The 17,285-nt window shown below is 30.8% G+C and carries 19 protein-coding genes; 1 reads left to right on the top strand and 18 read right to left on the bottom strand.

Annotated elements, in window-relative coordinates:
- Positions 1-115 precede the first annotated feature (115 nt).
- The 3 genes from N4A57_RS18480 to N4A57_RS18470 all read right to left on the bottom strand — a co-directional run bounded on the left by N4A57_RS18480 (position 116) and on the right by N4A57_RS18470 (position 3,631).
- Positions 116-1,153 (bottom strand): hypothetical protein, encoded by a 1,038-nt coding sequence (locus N4A57_RS18480; RefSeq protein ID WP_293659591.1) that lies wholly within the window; start codon positions 1,151-1,153, stop codon positions 116-118.
- Complete coding sequence (locus tag N4A57_RS18475; RefSeq protein WP_293659590.1) at positions 1,143-2,276, bottom strand: tyrosine-type recombinase/integrase; 1,134 nt, start codon at positions 2,274-2,276, stop codon at positions 1,143-1,145. Before N4A57_RS18475 ends, N4A57_RS18480 begins: the two co-directional genes overlap by 11 nt.
- A 200-nt stretch (positions 2,277-2,476) precedes the next feature.
- Positions 2,477-3,631 (bottom strand): MFS transporter, encoded by a 1,155-nt coding sequence (locus tag N4A57_RS18470; protein ID WP_293659589.1) that lies wholly within the window; start codon positions 3,629-3,631, stop codon positions 2,477-2,479.
- 117 nt (positions 3,632-3,748) lie between these two features.
- Between N4A57_RS18470 and N4A57_RS18465 the strand changes: the two genes are divergently transcribed.
- Positions 3,749-3,994 (top strand): hypothetical protein, encoded by a 246-nt coding sequence (locus N4A57_RS18465; protein WP_293659588.1) that lies wholly within the window; start codon positions 3,749-3,751, stop codon positions 3,992-3,994.
- A gap of 44 nt (positions 3,995-4,038) precedes the next feature.
- Here N4A57_RS18465 and N4A57_RS18460 read toward each other — a convergent pair whose 3' ends face one another.
- The 15 genes from N4A57_RS18460 to N4A57_RS18390 all read right to left on the bottom strand — a co-directional run bounded on the left by N4A57_RS18460 (position 4,039) and on the right by N4A57_RS18390 (position 17,265).
- Entirely contained in the window at positions 4,039-4,251 is a 213-nt protein-coding gene (locus N4A57_RS18460) for a hypothetical protein (protein ID WP_293659586.1), read from the bottom strand.
- Positions 4,252-4,361: 110 nt separating this feature from the next.
- Entirely contained in the window at positions 4,362-6,326 is a 1,965-nt protein-coding gene (locus N4A57_RS18455; protein ID WP_293659585.1) for a complex I subunit 5 family protein, read from the bottom strand.
- 19 nt (positions 6,327-6,345) lie between these two features.
- Positions 6,346-7,791, bottom strand: coding sequence for a complex I subunit 5 family protein (locus N4A57_RS18450; protein WP_293659584.1), 1,446 nt, complete (start codon positions 7,789-7,791; stop codon positions 6,346-6,348).
- 9 nt (positions 7,792-7,800) lie between these two features.
- On the bottom strand, positions 7,801-9,270 hold the full coding sequence (locus N4A57_RS18445) for a complex I subunit 5 family protein (RefSeq protein WP_293659583.1): 1,470 nt from the start codon (positions 9,268-9,270) through the stop codon (positions 7,801-7,803).
- A 2-nt stretch (positions 9,271-9,272) separates the two neighbouring features.
- On the bottom strand, positions 9,273-9,626 hold the full coding sequence (locus tag N4A57_RS18440) for a sodium:proton antiporter (RefSeq protein ID WP_293659582.1): 354 nt from the start codon (positions 9,624-9,626) through the stop codon (positions 9,273-9,275).
- 2 nt (positions 9,627-9,628) lie between these two features.
- The gene (locus tag N4A57_RS18435; RefSeq protein WP_293659581.1) at positions 9,629-10,042 is read right to left on the bottom strand and encodes an MnhB domain-containing protein; all 414 of its coding nucleotides are present in this window, start codon (positions 10,040-10,042) and stop codon (positions 9,629-9,631) included.
- Complete coding sequence (gene mbhE, locus N4A57_RS18430) at positions 10,035-10,322, bottom strand: hydrogen gas-evolving membrane-bound hydrogenase subunit E (protein WP_293659580.1); 288 nt, start codon at positions 10,320-10,322, stop codon at positions 10,035-10,037. The genes N4A57_RS18435 and mbhE overlap by 8 nt, the downstream gene beginning before the upstream one ends.
- Positions 10,319-10,558, bottom strand: a complete 240-nt coding sequence (locus N4A57_RS18425; protein WP_293659579.1) for a hydrogenase subunit MbhD domain-containing protein — start codon at positions 10,556-10,558, stop codon at positions 10,319-10,321. The genes mbhE and N4A57_RS18425 overlap by 4 nt, the downstream gene beginning before the upstream one ends.
- On the bottom strand, positions 10,545-10,844 hold the full coding sequence (gene mnhG, locus N4A57_RS18420; RefSeq protein ID WP_293659578.1) for a monovalent cation/H(+) antiporter subunit G: 300 nt from the start codon (positions 10,842-10,844) through the stop codon (positions 10,545-10,547). Before mnhG ends, N4A57_RS18425 begins: the two co-directional genes overlap by 14 nt.
- A gap of 6 nt (positions 10,845-10,850) precedes the next feature.
- Positions 10,851-11,102 (bottom strand): monovalent cation/H+ antiporter complex subunit F, encoded by a 252-nt coding sequence (locus N4A57_RS18415; RefSeq protein WP_293659576.1) that lies wholly within the window; start codon positions 11,100-11,102, stop codon positions 10,851-10,853.
- The gene (locus N4A57_RS18410; protein WP_293659574.1) at positions 11,092-11,583 is read right to left on the bottom strand and encodes a Na+/H+ antiporter subunit E; all 492 of its coding nucleotides are present in this window, start codon (positions 11,581-11,583) and stop codon (positions 11,092-11,094) included. The genes N4A57_RS18415 and N4A57_RS18410 overlap by 11 nt, the downstream gene beginning before the upstream one ends.
- Positions 11,584-11,806: 223 nt before the next feature.
- Entirely contained in the window at positions 11,807-13,807 is a 2,001-nt protein-coding gene (locus N4A57_RS18405) for a sigma-54-dependent Fis family transcriptional regulator (protein ID WP_293659573.1), read from the bottom strand.
- 43 nt (positions 13,808-13,850) lie between these two features.
- Positions 13,851-14,783 (bottom strand): hypothetical protein, encoded by a 933-nt coding sequence (locus N4A57_RS18400; RefSeq protein ID WP_293659571.1) that lies wholly within the window; start codon positions 14,781-14,783, stop codon positions 13,851-13,853.
- A 324-nt stretch (positions 14,784-15,107) separates the two neighbouring features.
- Positions 15,108-16,430, bottom strand: coding sequence for a sodium-dependent transporter (locus N4A57_RS18395; protein WP_293659570.1), 1,323 nt, complete (start codon positions 16,428-16,430; stop codon positions 15,108-15,110).
- 280 nt (positions 16,431-16,710) lie between these two features.
- Positions 16,711-17,265, bottom strand: a complete 555-nt coding sequence (locus N4A57_RS18390) for a nitroreductase family protein (RefSeq protein ID WP_293659569.1) — start codon at positions 17,263-17,265, stop codon at positions 16,711-16,713.
- Between the last annotated feature and the right edge of the window lie 20 nt (positions 17,266-17,285).

The raw sequence follows: 17,285 nt of genomic DNA, 5'->3' as shown, positions 1-17,285 counted from the left end.
TTATGAGTTTTAAAGCGAAAGTCTATATTATGCATAAATTCCATCCTCTCTTTATTCTCTTACTTCTATAATAATGGAATTTATGATAGATTTTTATACTTTATATTTGGTAAAATTAGTTATGCGAAATATGAGTTACATCATTCTCTCTTATTTGAATATCTGATAAAAACTTTTGAACAATCGATAATGATGTTGATACATACCTTTTAGGATTAGCATCTTTTCGCCTTAAATTCTCGTTAGCATAAGTATTTAACCATTCTATATACATTTCTATATGATATCTTTCTAATCCCTTTAAATCATTCCAAGTAGGTTCTAATTCACAGATGTAGTTTATAAATTGAGGAATAGATTTTAAATAATTCAGTGCTGAACTCCAAGAAAATTTATTGTTAGAGATTAGTTTTTTCTTAATATATTTCTTTAATGCTTCTCGTATATTGATATTATTTATCTTCTCAAAATTAATATAATGAAGTTGACTTGACGTATTATATGCTATCCCATACTTTTCTAAATTTCTGATATCCCATCTGTCTTTTTCCCATTCTTCTCGTTCATCTGTTAAGTTTATTAGACCAATATATATTTTTTCTAAAAATTTAACAGTGTCTGTCTTTGTAAAAGAATCTCTTCCCATGATTTTACTATTATTGTTGTTTTTTTTAATAGTTCTTACACCATTAACACTCAACCAATCTATCCATTCAATATTTGCTTTTTTAAAATCTAATTCAAATATCGAATTTAGATTAGGATACTTTTTATTTATAAATACTGCTAATTTTTTTATTAAATACATACGTGATATTAAGGCTGTTTGTAATTTCCATTCATCAGAAAATAATTTACTGAAAACTATACATTTAATTTCTTTTTTTATATTGTCATTATCAAATAGAAAAGAAATATTTTTTCGTGTGTATTTATAATTTTCAACTTGCTCTCTAAATTGTTCTATACTACCAAAGAAGTCTATATGCCATTTATCATTTTCTAAAAAATAATCTGTTTCAATCTCTTTATAGTTTGCTGATTTATCTTCATTTATTGTTATTTCAGTATACTTTGATAAAGTTTGAGTAATTTTATCATTATAACCATTTATAGTATTATATCCTAAAATACTTATTGTATTATTTATCATTCGTATCTCCTTTGTTTAGTTTGAATGATGGTTGTGCTATCTCCCAATCCGCTCTTATATCTTCATCAGAAGGGTGTACGTACATATTCATAGTAGTTTGTATCTGTGAATGTCCTAAACGCTCTTGTACTTGTTTTATATCTTTTGTAGCACGATAATACATAGTAGCATGAGTATGTCTTAAAAGGTGAGGGTGAACATCTATTCCAGTTTTCTTTTTGAGTGTTTTAAATAAAGCACTGACATCTTGATATTCTAATGGTTCACCTTTATTCTCACCTCTTAATTTCACAAATAAGAAATTAGTATCAATTTCTAATTCATCTAAAATATCATAAGCATAATCATCAAATAAATCTACTAACTCTTGCGATATGTATATTTCTCTCTCTCCAGTTTTTAATCTTGCACCATTTTGAAGTTCCCCTCTATCAACTAATCTAATCCTATGTCCTTTGTCATGGGAATGGATAACATCCTCAATGAATAGAGAAAGTGCTTCGCCTATTCGCAAACCAGTTTCAAATAGTAGTTTTATAAGAAATTCATCTCTAATGTTAGTTGTGGCATTATAGACTATTTCTATTTCTTCTTTTGTAAGAACCTTTAGTTTTCTTCGTGGCTCTTTGATTTTAAGAATATTTTTATTTGAGGGTTTATCTTTATTAACATGATATAGAAAGTCTTTATAATGCCTATTTGTACGAGTAAAAACTTGTTTCATAAGTTTATCAATCATATCATTATTTAATTCTTCTGACCTAAATAGGTAATCGTAAAAATTAGTTACAACTGTTACTATTAAATTAACTGTTTTTTCAGTTCTTTTAGCCTTAGTTGGCTTTAGGTTTATTATTTTAGTATTTTCATTAGGATTTCTAAGCCAACCAACAAAGTCAGACAATATATTAACATTAACTTTTCTATAATCAACATCTATTTCTTTTAAATACTCAAAATATAGTTTTAAAGAATAACAATAAGTCTTTTGTGTATTATAACTTTTTTCGCCATTATCAAGATACTTTAAGTATTTTACTACTGGAATAATTGGTAATCCATTATCATCTAATAACATATATCTTCTTATGTTATTCTCTATCTTAACTTCTTGTACTTTCAATAACTATACCTCCTACCTTAACCTTATAATTATCGTACTACATAGTAAACATACTGTACCACCTATATTATATATGTATAATAATTATAATATATAAAAATAGTAGGTTATTTAATATACATATTATACTAAATAACCTACTATCATTATACTCTATTTAAAATATTATACTAACACCCTTATTATTTATCTTTTTCCAATTACATTCCATCTTCACAAGCCTTATCCCTCGGATAAAAACACATCATAAGTATTATTACCCCTAATAAAAATATTCCATTTCCTAAAAATACATTTCTAACTCCGAATACATCTGATAAATATCCGCCTAATTGATTTCCTATTATGCCTGATACTCCTGCTGCACCACTTAAAGATACTAAAGATTGGCCTGAGGCTCTTAGTTCCTTAGGCACATTGTTGTAAACATAATTTATCATTACATAAGTAAATACTATAAATCCCCAACCATGAAGACATTGAAGGAGTATGGCCATATATGGATTATAGTTAAAACTCATAATTATCCATCTAACACAAGTGACAACTAGGCCACTCATCATAAGTTTGTAAGGTCCCATCTTTTTTAATATGTATTTAGACTTTAACAGAAAAGGCATTTCTGTAAAAGCTGCCATAAAAAATGCTACCCCCATCAATAAACTGTCTCCAGTAAGTTCATTAAAGTAAATTGAAAAGAAGGAATTATAAAAGGCTATGGTTATAAAGATCATGGCATTAAAAAATAATACTATTCTAATACTTTTATTTTTTAACAATAAACCTACATTCCCCTTATTCTTCTTAGTTCCGTGTCCTTCCACCTTTGGTAGAGTACTTAAAACACCTATGGACAGTATAATAACTATTACATATGCTATAAACACATAATCTAATTTTATAGATGCAATTTTCCCCGCAACTATGGCAAAAACACTAAAGCCTAGTGTTCCACCTATCCTTATCTTTCCATAATCTAAATTATTCTTATCTGCCACTTCTAAAGTTATAGTGTCTCCTAAAAATATTAGGGCACAATTGAAAAAGGCAAATAATCCATAAAGAATATATAAAAAATACTCATTATCCATTTTACTAAAGGTAAACATGGCAATGGCAGAGCATATTAAAATCCCTTTAAGTACATTATTTTTACTCTTGCTTTTGTCCGTTATATTGGCCCAAAAGGGCATGGCTCCTATTCCTATTATTTGTGCTAGTGATAAAAGTATGCCTATCTTAGTTTGAGTAAACCCCTTATTTTTTAGAAATATGGGAATAAACAAAGTAAACATAGGAAGACTTCCAAAATACACAAAATAATAGGTGAAAAATTTAATTGAAAGTTTATTCATGAATTGTCCTCCGTTTTTTGTAAAAATCACATTCAGATAATTATAACACATATATACTGCCTAATTTAAGTAACAACTTGTCCTACTTTTCATATTATAAATCGGAGGTGACCTACTATGACTTCTAAACTTGCCATACTAGCAGCCATAATCTATGCAATTGTAGAAACCCTTGAAAAATTCGGATTAAGTCGTAAGTATGCCCATCTACTGGCTATACCTTTAGGTATAGCTGGAGGATTTGTATTTTTACGTTACAGCTCCCCAATAGACAATGTAATATATGGTATATTTGCTGGTATTACTGCTGTTGGAACTTGTGATACCCTCTGTAACGTATGTAGAAAAGAAAAAGAAAAATAACTGCAAAAAATAAAAGCCCCCTTTAATTAAAAGGGGGGTTATTTTTAGTGAATTCCTCCAGAGTGCTTTTCCTGTACCACGTTACTAACTATACCTTTCGTAGAGTCTATCATGGCATCAACTTTCTTTAACTCTTCTTCTATTTTCTTTTTAGTATTAGGATTTTCAATGGTTCCACTTGCGTTAGTCAAATCATTCTTAATTTGATCTAACTTATTTAAGCAACCCTGTAAGTTTTGTTTAGCATTTCTTTTCATGAACGTTAATCCTCCTAATTTTTATTACCTTAACATTAATTAGTATGGATTTTTTCTAAATCTAAAATTCTTCAAATGTAAACTTCGTAAATTTTTCCACAAAACCTATTTTAATTAATCATCAATGCCAATACGGTGGCAAAGACAATGGCAAATATTACAACTGAATACATTAAACTATTTACCCTAAAGTTTATTTTCCCCATAACCTGAGAAACACTATATTTATAATCTTCCATTTCTTCCATAACCCGTTGAGGACTTATTATATTTTTAACCCTTATATTTCTCTTTTTACTTATATCTATGTCTATTTCACTTATGGCCTTCATCCCATCTGCCACTAAGTAGACACTACTAACAACCATCTTATCTATAATGTGAAATAGGAAAGAACTTGCCTTAAATGTAGTGAATATTACAGGTTTATATATGTTTTCTTCTAGGTTTATCCATCCTAATGTGGGGTTTACATATGATTTATCCTTTAATAGAACCCTATTGACATATGCAAAATATATGATCAATCCTATTATTGTAGAAATCAAAGAGCCCTTTATATTATGGAAGGTATATATATGAAGGTGTATACTCTCTTCTATATTAAAAGTACTTAAAGATCTCTTTAAAAGGGGTTCTAATACTTGGGGATTAAAGCCAATGTACATGATGGTAACTCCTAATACAATCATAGGAATTAAAGACCTTTTCTTAACATGTTCCTTATATTGTCCATAGAATTCTGGATTTTCTTTCATAAATACAAAGACAAATATCTTTAACAAATAGGCAACCGTAAAGGCACTACTCATATAAAAGATTATTTCTAATAACATAAAGTATCCATTGTGATAAAGGTGAGCCCCCTCAGCTAAAGCCTCATGAAGTAATGTTTTACTTATAAAACCATTGAATCCTGGCGTTCCCGTTATGGCTAATAATCCTATTAAAAACATTCCCTTTACTATTTTTTTATGCCTTCCAAATCCACGTATCTTATTTATACTAAGTTCGTGTAATACCATGTATATGATTCCAGCTCCCATAAATAATAGTACTTTAAATAGGGCATGGTTAAATATATGGTATAAGGTAGCATATACAGCTAACCCCTTTTCTTCTAGTATACCTATAAGGCCCATACCTAATAGGATATATCCAGCCTGACTCATACTACTATAGGCTAAAATCCTTTTTATATTCCTTTGGAATAGGGCCATAAATCCTCCAAAGAACATGTTTATGGCTCCAAAACCTAACATTATGATGGATAAGGCAAAATCCGATTCCATAAGCATGTTTACAGTTATAATCATGCCAAATATACCTGTTTTAATTAAAATACCAGATAGTATGGCACTGGCAGGTGTAGGTGCTGCCGGATGGGCCTTTGGAAGCCAAATATGCAATGGATATACACTGGCCTTAGCACCAAATCCTATTAATATTAAAGTACTTATTATATATTTTAAGTTACCTAACATGTGCAATTTATGAGGTATTTCCTCTATATTTAAAGTCTCAGTGTAGTCAAATAATAAAAATATTCCCATTAATAACACAAGTCCTGCTCCTATGGCCATACTAAGATATGATTTTCCCGCATCTAAGGAATATTTATCCTGGTCATGGATTATGAGAGCATAGGATGTGAATGACATTATTTCAAAGAAGGTAAATAAATTTAATATATTATTAGATAAAAATATACCTATAGTACTACTTAATGTGAGCATGAAAAATGCGTAGTATCTATTTCTATTTTTATACCTAATAAGATACCCCGTTGAATAAAGGGTACATAAAAACCAAATGAAACTAGTAACCCACACAAATATATATCTAAATGAATCTAATTTTAATTCCAATCCCGTTCCCATTATATCTGGAATAATTACTTTTATATCCGATGACAATACCTGCCTATACATGGATGTTATTAAAAGAAGTGTGAAAGCAGTTATCATTACATTGAACAAATCTCTATATTTTTCACTTTTCATACCGATTAAAAAACCCACTCCTGCACCTATGGCTGGTAATATTATAAGGCCTAAAATCATTATATTTGTCATATTTCTGCTAACCTCCTTCCTATAAAACTTCTGCAACTATACTTTTAACAAAATTTAAAACCACGTTGGGGAATAAGCCTAAAAATACTATTATTCCCGTTAAGGTTATAATAGGTACTAACATCTTTCTAGATGGATCTAGATTTCTTTCATCCTTATTTTCTTCTATGTGAAAAAAGGCTGTAACTACTATAGGTAATATATACATGGCCGTTAAGAATGCACTTAACAATATGATTATAGGAAATATTACCTTATCATCAAGTCCACCTAAGGCCAGATACCACTTACTTACAAAGGCATTAGTAGGTGGTATACCTATTAATGATATGGCAGCAATGGAAAAACACCACATGGTTATGGGCATATTTTTTCCTATGGCCTCAATTTCTCCTATATTTTTTTTATGGGTCTTATAATATATGGCTCCAACACAGAAAAATAGGGTTATTTTAATTACTGCATGATTTATTAAGTGCATTATGGCCCCTGTCAAGGCTTCCTTATTTAGAAGGACAATTCCAAGTACAATATATCCAAGCTGACTTATGGTAGAATATGCAAGTCTCTTTTTTAAGTTATCCTGATGAAGAGCTAAGAAAGATCCCATCAAAATAGTTAGCACTACTAAAATACTTATATATACATTTCCATTTATTTCTCTTATGACTTGAGCTCCCACTAGAAAATAACTTACCCTTATTAGGGCAAATACTCCAGATTTTACAACTGCCACCGCATGAAGTAATGAACTTACTGGAGTTGGTGCCACCATGGCTGCTGGTAGCCAGGAATGTAGTGGTACCATGGCTGCCTTTACTCCAAAACCTATGAACATACTCATATAGGCTATTAGCATTAAAGTCTTATCGTAACTTAAACCCATAACCACACCCTTTGGTATGAAGTCTAAATTATTAGTAATACTATATAGGATCATCATTCCAAGTAGAGCCAATGTGGCTCCTCCAAAGGAGTATATAAGATACTTTTTACCACTATATAAGGCATCCTTACTTTCTGCATGGATAACCAATGGAAAGGTGGATAGGGTCAATAATTCATAAAATATATACATGGTAAATAAATTTGCCGATAGAGCTATACCCACTGTTATGCCTAGGGTAGCTAAAAAGAAGGTAAAAAATCTTTTTTCATCCTTTTCATGTTTCATATACTCGATTGAATAACTAGTAGTAAATATCCAAAGGGTAGAAGCTAGTATTGAAAATAATATTCCAAGTTTATCAATCTTAAAATATACATCTAAAAAGGAACTTATCTTTACCAAATGAATAGTAAAGGCTTCTCCTTGTATGAACAGCTCCACTAATACTGCTAAATTCAATATTACTGTAGCATATAAAAATACGTTTCTGTCTCTCTCGTTTTCAAACTTCAACCTAGTACTTATGATGGCCATAATTATAGGAAAAACTATGGGAATCAATACAAAAAATTTCATATATGCCTCCTAAAAACCTTTACTTATAAAGTCTATTATTTGAATAGAAAACACTCCAGTTAATATTACACATATAACCAAAATTCCCATTGGGATTATCTTAGGTTTTCTAAGTTCTTTACTCATGTATGTCTTTCCTTCTAGGTTTTCATGGCCAAAGTATCCATTTATAACTATAGGGAAATAATAAGCAACATTTAACAAACTACTAAGAAGTATTATACCTATTAAATATATTTTCCCTGATTCTATAGTAGCTAAGGCTAGTTTCCACTTACTAATAAAACCTGGTAGTATGGGAATTCCCACCATGGATAAGGCACATAATGTAAACAATCCCAGTGTAATAGGCATCTCCCTTCCTATTCCCTTCAAATCCTTCACATATTTAGAACCAGTCTTTTTAATCATGGAACCACCTATTAAAAATAGTGCTGATTTAGTTAAACTATGACCAATCATATGGAATATACTCATAACCACTCCAAGCTTGCTTCCAAGACCAATTCCATAAAATATATATCCCATTTGGGCCACACTAGAGTAGGCTATTACTCTCTTTACTTCCTTTTGGTTCATGGCAAATATGGAACCACCTATCATTCCTATACTTCCTAAAACCAATAATATATTTAATATCCCCATTTCTTTTAATATTTGAATTTTATACACCTTGTATAAAATCTTTATCAAAAATAATACGGGTGGCTTTAAAACCAAAGCAGATAAAATGGCACTTGAAGGTGATGGAGCTGATGAATGGGCATCTGGTAGCCATACGTGAAGGGGGAACATGGCACTTTTCACTCCTAAACCTATAGTAAACAAGGATGCACTTATTACTATTAGGTTTCTATTTCCTCCTTCTAGAGATAGGATAGATTTACCTATGAAATCCATATCAAGATATCCAGATACAGGATATATAAAGGCAATTCCCATTAATACTAATCCTGAACCTAAACTACTTAAAACTAAATACTTTAAAGTGGCCTTTATATTCTCCTTTTTATCTTTGATTACTATTATTCCACAACCTGCTAAAGTACTCACTTCTAAGAATACAAATCCATTAAACAAGTCATTGGTAAATACTATACCAAGCAATGATCCTAATAAGAGATTCATTAAAGTATAATACAGATTTACCCTCTTTTTTGATATTTCTTTTTCAATGGTCATATAGCTATATGACATGACTAAAAGGGCCACTAATGTAAAAACAACACCCATGATAGATTCTACATTTCCTATATAAAATGAAATTCCCCAAGGAGAATCATAGTGGCCTATTCTATATGAAAATGGACCATTATTCAATACATTTATAAAATTTACCACAGAAAATATAAGGCTTAAACTTAAACTTATACCTGATAGAATTTTCACTCTTTTATTCTTCTTCATAATGGGCATACAAAAGGCCGTAATAAAAAGTAATAGTATAATAATAAGGGGACTACTTCTCATAACATTCATTATTAATCACCTCTCATTTTCATAATTTCATCTAATTCAACTGTTCCATATGCTTTATATAGTCTTACTGTTAATCCTAATAAAAACGCGGTTACACTTACTGCTACTACTATTCCTGTAAGCATAAGGGCACTTGGTACTGGGTCTATATAACCTACTGCTCCTTCTCTTATTATGGGAGCATCCTTTCCATGGACATATCCTTTTCCTATGAAAAATAGAAAAATTGCCGTATCCATTATGTTCATTCCTATTATTTTTTTAATTATGTTGTTATGAAGTAACAACATGGTAAACCCTATGCCAAATAATATTATGGACCCGGTTTCGTAATAATTTGTAGTTAAACTCTTCATCTTTATATTTCTCCTTCATAAAAAAGTGAAAATAGAAAATATACTGTTATGGCTACTATAATTCCAACTGCCATATTAAGGGGTAATATGGCTCCCCCGCTAAGTATATGACCTACTTTCCCCAATGGAATTACAGGTAAATGAAAAGAATCTCCTATAAAGTAGTATCCCTTTAGTAATCCATAAAAGACTAGGGATAAACACATGAACTTCATAAGCTTTTCATAGGATAGTTTATACCTAACTTCTCTTTTATCACTCACTAGTCTATAGAGTATAAAACTAACTCCCATTATGGTACCTCCTGAGAATCCTCCTCCAGGAGATAAATGACCAAATAATATTACATAAATTCCAAAGACTTGTATTAAGGGAATTAGAAATCTTAGAATTTCTCTTAAAATAACACTATTCATCTAACTCTTCATCTCCCTTTTTTAAAAGTATCATTACACATATTATTCCTGTGAAAAGTACTGTAGCTTCTGCAAAAGTATCAAAGGCCCTATAATCTAATATAATTCCTGTTACTATATTAGTAGCTCCCGTATCCTTTAATCCATCTTTTATATATTTATTAGCTAAAGGTCTATTTTTTAAAATATCTTCATCACCAAAATGGGGTAAACTAGTTATTCCCATTAACAATACACCTATTATTGTAAGGGTACAGACTATGGATATGATTTTTCTCATTTTTTTACACCCCTTATCTCCTTTAGGGTAATTACAAATAACAAAGTAGTTATCCCTGCTCCTACAGCAGCTTCTGTTATGGCTAGATCTGGAGCATTAAGCTGTTGCCACAATATGGCCATTACTAGTGAATAGGCCATAAAAACAATAACTGCTGACAATAAATTTTTTATGGCAGATGCACATATGGCAGATACAATTAAAAATATGATCATAATAACACTAAATATCTTCATGATTATTTACTTCCCCACTTTTCATGCTAGCCTTTCCTATTAAATGGGTTGCCGTAGGATTTGTAACCCAAATAAATATTATTACTAGCAAAATTTTTAAAGATACAAAACTTATACCACCATATATAACTAATCCTAATAAACATAATACAGCTCCTAAGGTATCACATTTAGCAGCACTATGTATTCTCGTTTGTAAATCTGGAAACCTTATTATTCCAATAGTTCCTACAGAGAAGAAAAATAATCCTCCTAGTAAAAACATTGTTATAAAAACCATCTTCATAACCTTCTACCTCCAATCCCCTGCAATGACAGTAGTAGCTACAAAACTTATAAGGGCATAAACTAATACCACGTCTATAAAGTAAGTTTCACGCAATATGAAAGATATTATAGATATTAAAACTATAGTTTTAGTACCTATTACGTTTATTACTACTAACCGATCTAATTTAGTAGGGCCTATAAAGGCTCTTATCATGCATATCATAATAGTTATACTAAGGACTATTATGGATATGATAAAAATACTATTTGTCATAATCAATCTCCTCAATCTTTAATAGTATTTGTTCAAACTTAGAATCCTTTAAACCAAGGCTATCCTCTTCTCTCAAACAATGTACTGTAAGTATATTGTCCTTTAAGTCCATAGTTAAGGTCCCTGGAGTTAGGGTTATGGAGTTTGCCAAAATAGTTTGATAAATTTTAGACATTAATTTAGTTTCATAGCTTACTATTTTAGGGCATATATTCATCTTTGGACTAAGAACTATTTTAGCTACCTGAATATTAGCTATGACTATTTCCTTAACCAATACTCCCCCATATAGAATAAAATATAAAGTTTTTTTAAATAGAAATGCTCTTCGTTTTCCTACGCCTTCCATTTGTTTTTTATTGAAAATACTTATGGACAAACTAACAATAAGTCCCATAACTAAAACTTCCACGTTAAATTTTTCTGCAAGTATAATAAAAAATACATTAAAAATTATAATGAACTTCATAAAATTATTCATTTTTCCTCCCAAATCAATTCTTTTATTTATACAACTACTATATGCAAAATTCAAGCCAATACTTAGATATTTTTTTAACATCTCCCTCTAATATAGACTTTTCAATATAAATATATTTTTCAGAATAATAAAACAGGATGTTTCACAACATCCTGTTTTATGTTTTGTTTCATTTTGATACACTAGTGCTTGTATACACCTGTTTCAATTCGATACATTTGTTTCATTTTAATACACTTTTAATTAAATATTTATCCATTTTCCTATATAAAGTACTTCTTCCTATGCCTAGTATTTTAGCCGTTAAAGCTAAATTATTTTTTGTTATTTTTAAAGTCCTTATTATGGCCATTTTTTCCATATCCTCAAGGGAATATAAATTTTCATCTAACTCTATGTCTGGTAACAGGGTCTTTTCTAATATATGATTAGGCAAATTATTTTTTGTTATATATTCCCTATCTGATATCATATTTATGACTAATTGAATAACATTTTGTAATTCACGCACATTTCCTGGCCAAGAATAACGCTTTAAGGCCTTATAAAAACTCTTGTCTATTCCCTTAATATCCTTATTCATGTTCTTTGTAAATTTATTTATAAAATAATCGGCAAAAATACTCACATCTTCTTTTCTTTCCCTAAGGGATGGGATAGACACGGGCATTACATTTAATCTATAGAATAAATCTTCCCTAAAGTTTCCCCTTTCCACTTCCTTTTCTAAATTCTTATGAGTTGCGGCTATAACTCTAACATCTATAGGAATTACTTCATGTCCTCCTATTCTAACTATCTGTTTAGTTTCTAGTACCCTAAGTAAACTCACCTGTGCATCTAGGGGCATATCTCCTATCTCATCTAAAAATATTGTTCCTCCGTCTGCAAGCTCAAATTTTCCATGATGGCCTCCCCTCTTAGCTCCAGTAAAGGCACCTTCCACATATCCAAATAGTTCACTTGCCACTAAGTCTCTAGGTATGGCTCCACAATTTAATACTACAAAGGGTTTTCCACTTCTTTCTCCTCCGTTATGTATGGCTTGAGCAAACATTTCTTTTCCTACTCCACTTTCACCTAGTAAAAGGGTTGTTGTATCTGTAGTAGCTGCTAAGGAAGCCATATTTTTAGCACTTTTGATATTAATACTTTGGCCTAATATATCATGAAAAGTAAATCTAGCTTGAGCCCCTACTATTTTATTGACTAATTTATGTACTATCTTCTCCTGTTTAAAAGTTATTACTACTCCTTCTATTTCATTTGAAGCTAAAACTTTTATAGGTGTTATATCTACTATACAAGGGTCTGTTCTTCCCTTTTCCGTTTTAAAATAAATTTCCTCTTCTTCCATTTTTTTGCAACCGCTCATGGATCCTCTTATCTTTTTATAATCCTTTTTATATAATATACTTTTAATGTTTTTTCCAATTATATCCGCTTCCTTCATCTTCAAGAATCTTCTCGCAAATAAATTTATATCCATAACGATCCCTTCATTATCTGTACATATAAGGCCTTCTGATATGGATTCCATAATAGCGTGAAAATGCTTGTTGGCTAGATCTAATTGTTTATTACTTTTTTCTAATTTCAATTCATTTTCAATTGCTTGAGCTGCTGCCATTAACATGCCTAGGGTATGAGGATGAACTTCATAGCTGACCCCTGTTATACTTAATACTCCCATTAAATTATCATTCTCATCCCTTATGGGACAAGCTGATGAAGTCCAATTATGATATATTTTACAATAATGCTCTTCTCCCACAACTTGTATAGCTTCTTCAATAATAAGGGCTAATCCAATGGCATTAGTTCCTATACTTTCTTCTTTCACATTGCACCCTTTATATAAATTTAATTCTCCATATTTTTCAACTAAAGTACCATCTCCTAAAAAGTCTAGTACATATCCTTCCTTATCTGTAAGTCTTATTATGAGGTTAGAACTTCCTACAATCTTATTTAAACTATCCATAAAGGGCTTTGCCCTTTTGGTAAGTTGGGTACAACACTCATACCTTTCATGAAGTTCTTTATCCGTAAGGCTTATCTTTATTTTATCCACAAAGGGATCTATTCCATAGTCTTTACTTCTAATCCATGAGTCATATATTATTTTTCTAACTAAACCCTCTTTCATATATGCCCTATCCATAAATTGAGCCCAAGGGTTCTTAATTTTTTCATCTCCACATATGATCATTTCCTTCTCCAAAAAAAGTTCCTCCTTCTATATGCCTAAAGAAAATGGCCAGTGATTACTGACCATTTTCCATTTCTTTATCTAGTATAGATATGGCATTTTTGTATAATCCGTCTCTAGACTTTTCAATATTTTCATTTATTATCCTATTATTTTTATCTAAAATATTAACATATTGTCCCAGCATTTCTCCTATATTCGTATCTTTATATTTCCTAGCCATCTTTTCATAACTATTATATGCCTCTTCCAATATGATAGAATTTTCCTTGTCTACTTGTGTATCTTCCATTCCCCATATATACACCTGAAGATATGTTAAATATAGACTTGTACATTCCTTCTTAAAAGAAGAGTCTGGATATTTTTCTAAATAAGTTTCAACCTGGATTAATCTTTCTCCTAGTTCATCCCAACTTATACTTAAAGTTCCATCCTTAACCATGACTTTTGCCGATTCTCTTCCCATTAATTTAAAATAATCTTTTATTCCATCTGAAACATAGGGACTATACCTTTTTAAATAGTCATAATCCACAACTGGATAATAACTACCTTCAAATCTAACAAACTTATATCTACCATTAACTATTTCTCTTAAAAGTTCCTTAATCCTCCTATCAGATATATGATGAATTTCACTTTCATCAAATCCATTTGGAAAAATCTTATTTAAAGTTTCCTGAGTTTTATCCTTAAATAGTTTATCCATATATACGTCTCCATAAGAGGATAAATAATCAAATAGGTCTACCATTATTTCATCTGCATTTTCTTCTGATAAATAATCCACATTATTATCAATAAATAAAATTACATCTTCAGGTTTGCTTTCCTCCTCAATAAGATGATTATATTGAGCCATTATTTTATGTGATTCCATATTTACTGCTTCTATTGCTACCCTTTGTTCCATTGACCTTTCCATACTTAAACATCCTGTAAAAATCATAGCTGTAGATAAAATAGGCACAATAATTTTCTTCATCCTTCACGCTCCCCACCATATTTTATATTATAAGTATATCAAACATGTATACATTTACAAACACAGTAAGGAGAACTAGTTTATATATATATTTGCATACTTATACATTCATTTCCAAAAATAATTAAAGGATGGTTAACATTTAACCATCCTTTATCCTAATTATTAGGCATATGAAAGAAATAAAATTATCAGTTTTCTGAGGGATTTGGATTATTTTCAAGACATGGTGAGCGAGCATATTGAATATATGTAAGCGATTCCATAACGAAGAAAGTAATTCAAATAACCAGTGAAATGACTAATTTATTTTTTGAATATGCCTTAACCTATTCCCCCATATAAAATTCCTAAAATTAAAACTGCCGTTGCTGTAAATACAAATATATATTTAGCTAATATTTCCCAATGTTTCACCATTTTTATTTTAGCACCTCTATTGATTTCATTTCTAGCTTTATCTATTCCATAAATCCAGAAAAATGCTATGGCTGCTAAAAGAGCACTAAATGGCAATAAGTATATGGCAACCATGTCAGCAAACTTGCCAAACCACTCCATATTTGTACTTAAAAGGCATCCAGTTCCAATTCCTATGCAAGCTGTCAATAAAGCACTACTAGTCCTTTTCATACCCAATTTATCCATAAATGCTTCCACAGCAACTTCCATGAGTACTATTTCTGTGGATATGGCCGCAAATACTAAACATAGGAAAAATAGTATTCCAAATACATATCCTCCACCCATCATATTAAATATTCTTGGCATAGTTATAAATAATAATTGTGGTCCTGCTCCTGGATCTAAATCAAAGGCAAAGGCTGCAGGTATTATAATAAACGCTGCCATTAGGGCTGCTAGTGTATCAAATAGTGCTGTACTAAATGCGGATGAAGGTATATCCATCTCCTTTGGTAAATAACTTCCCAAAACAACCATACCTGCTCCTCCTAGTGAAACAGTGAAAAAAGCTTGCCCTAATGCCATTACCCAAGTGTCTATTTTTAAAAGATAAGACCAATCAGGTAATAATAGGTATTTAATTCCTTCCATAGACCCCTTTAATAGTAGAGTATTTATCATAAGCATAATAAAAATACCAAATAGAGCAGGCATTATTACTTTACTTACTTTTTCAATTCCACTCTTAACACCTAAAATTACTATACACAATGTTATAAGTATGGCACCTATAGTCCAACCTATACTTTCCGTATGACCTGCAAAATTCCCAAAGGCCGTATTTATATCCATAGTTTTAAATTCATCCCTAAGGGCAAATACAAAGAATCTCAATACCCATCCTACAACTACAGAATAAAATATAAATACACCCGTCTGAGCTATTACAGGTATGGTTCCTATTAATGTTCCTCCAGGAAGTTTCTTTTCTTTAAAAACTTTCTCAAATGCTCCTATGGCTCCCCTTTGTTGAGATCTCCCAAGGGCAAACTCTCCCATAAGTCCTGTAGTTCCTAATAGGAATACAAAGATTAAATATGGTATTAAAAATGCTCCGCCTCCAAATTGTCCCAATCTCCAAGGGAACATCCATATGTTTCCAAGTCCGATGGCAGATCCTATACAAGCTAATATAAACCCTAATTTTGAACCCCAAGTTTCTCTAGAATTATTTTGCTCCATATTATCACCGCCTTAAAATAATAAAACCCTCCAGATGGTGGACTCATATTATTAAGAAATCTCACCCTTAGTGGATAATTTAACTCTCAATAATACAAGCCCTCCGCAGGAGGGCATAGTAATATTCTAAAAAATTTAATTACTATAATGTTGTCCTACTATTCTGCCATCTTACTCTTAAAAAAACAATTTAATCTACCATACTATTTTATAAATAGTATACTACCTCATTTAGTATAAATTAACATGAGCAGAATTGTCAAACTACATTTTAAGTAACTTAGTTAAGTTTGTCCTTATTAAATTTATTTTCCCATTTGTTTATGAACACATGATCAGACATATGAGTATTACTGTCTTGTGCTTCATGTTTATTTACTTCTCCTATGGGAGTCACACCTATAACCTTGTATTCATCAGGTATGTTCAAAGTACTCTTTACCGTAGCCTCATCAATTGCACCGATCCAGCAAGTACCATAACCTTCATTAGTAGCTGCCAAAATGAGATGTTCCATGGCAATGGCTCCATCTACTAAATAGTATTCTTTGTCTCCAATTTTTCCAGAAACATTTGGATTTCCTACTACAACGGCCACCATTGGAGCCTCTCTTAAAGCATTTTCTCCGTTATTTCCATCATTCATAACAGCTCCAGCCAATTTATCCTTTTCTGATTTTTCATTTACTAAAATGATTTTGTAAGAACTTTGATTTTTCCAAGAAGGAGATTTCATGGTAGCTTCCATTATCCTTCCCATTTTCTTTTCGCATATGGGTGTATCTTTAAAACTTCTCTCACTACTTCTTTTATTTATTACATCATAAAAATTCAATCAAATCACACTCCTTACAA

The sequence above is a fragment of the Anaeromicrobium sp. genome, from assembly GCF_025210435.1.
In the GTDB taxonomy this organism is placed as follows: Bacteria; Bacillota; Clostridia; order Peptostreptococcales; family Thermotaleaceae; genus Anaeromicrobium.
This window is presented reverse-complemented; position numbering and strand designations above follow the sequence as displayed.

Coding starts and splice junctions, on each gene's coding strand:
- N4A57_RS18395 (WP_293659570.1), bottom strand. CDS start 16,430: ATGGAGCAAAATAATTCTAGAGAAACTTGGGGTTCAAAATTAGGGTTT.
- N4A57_RS18450 (WP_293659584.1), bottom strand. CDS start 7,791: ATGAAATTTTTTGTATTGATTCCCATAGTTTTTCCTATAATTATGGCC.
- N4A57_RS18465 (WP_293659588.1), top strand. CDS start 3,749: ATGACTTCTAAACTTGCCATACTAGCAGCCATAATCTATGCAATTGTA.
- N4A57_RS18400 (WP_293659571.1), bottom strand. CDS start 14,783: ATGAAGAAAATTATTGTGCCTATTTTATCTACAGCTATGATTTTTACA.
- N4A57_RS18460 (WP_293659586.1), bottom strand. CDS start 4,251: ATGAAAAGAAATGCTAAACAAAACTTACAGGGTTGCTTAAATAAGTTA.
- N4A57_RS18435 (WP_293659581.1), bottom strand. CDS start 10,042: ATGAATAGTGTTATTTTAAGAGAAATTCTAAGATTTCTAATTCCCTTA.
- N4A57_RS18410 (WP_293659574.1), bottom strand. CDS start 11,583: ATGAATAATTTTATGAAGTTCATTATAATTTTTAATGTATTTTTTATT.
- N4A57_RS18480 (WP_293659591.1), bottom strand. CDS start 1,153: ATGATAAATAATACAATAAGTATTTTAGGATATAATACTATAAATGGT.
- N4A57_RS18470 (WP_293659589.1), bottom strand. CDS start 3,631: ATGAATAAACTTTCAATTAAATTTTTCACCTATTATTTTGTGTATTTT.
- N4A57_RS18440 (WP_293659582.1), bottom strand. CDS start 9,626: ATGAAGAGTTTAACTACAAATTATTACGAAACCGGGTCCATAATATTA.
- N4A57_RS18455 (WP_293659585.1), bottom strand. CDS start 6,326: ATGACAAATATAATGATTTTAGGCCTTATAATATTACCAGCCATAGGT.
- N4A57_RS18425 (WP_293659579.1), bottom strand. CDS start 10,558: ATGAAGATATTTAGTGTTATTATGATCATATTTTTAATTGTATCTGCC.
- N4A57_RS18415 (WP_293659576.1), bottom strand. CDS start 11,102: ATGACAAATAGTATTTTTATCATATCCATAATAGTCCTTAGTATAACT.
- mnhG (WP_293659578.1), bottom strand. CDS start 10,844: ATGAAGATGGTTTTTATAACAATGTTTTTACTAGGAGGATTATTTTTC.
- N4A57_RS18445 (WP_293659583.1), bottom strand. CDS start 9,270: ATGAATGTTATGAGAAGTAGTCCCCTTATTATTATACTATTACTTTTT.
- mbhE (WP_293659580.1), bottom strand. CDS start 10,322: ATGAGAAAAATCATATCCATAGTCTGTACCCTTACAATAATAGGTGTA.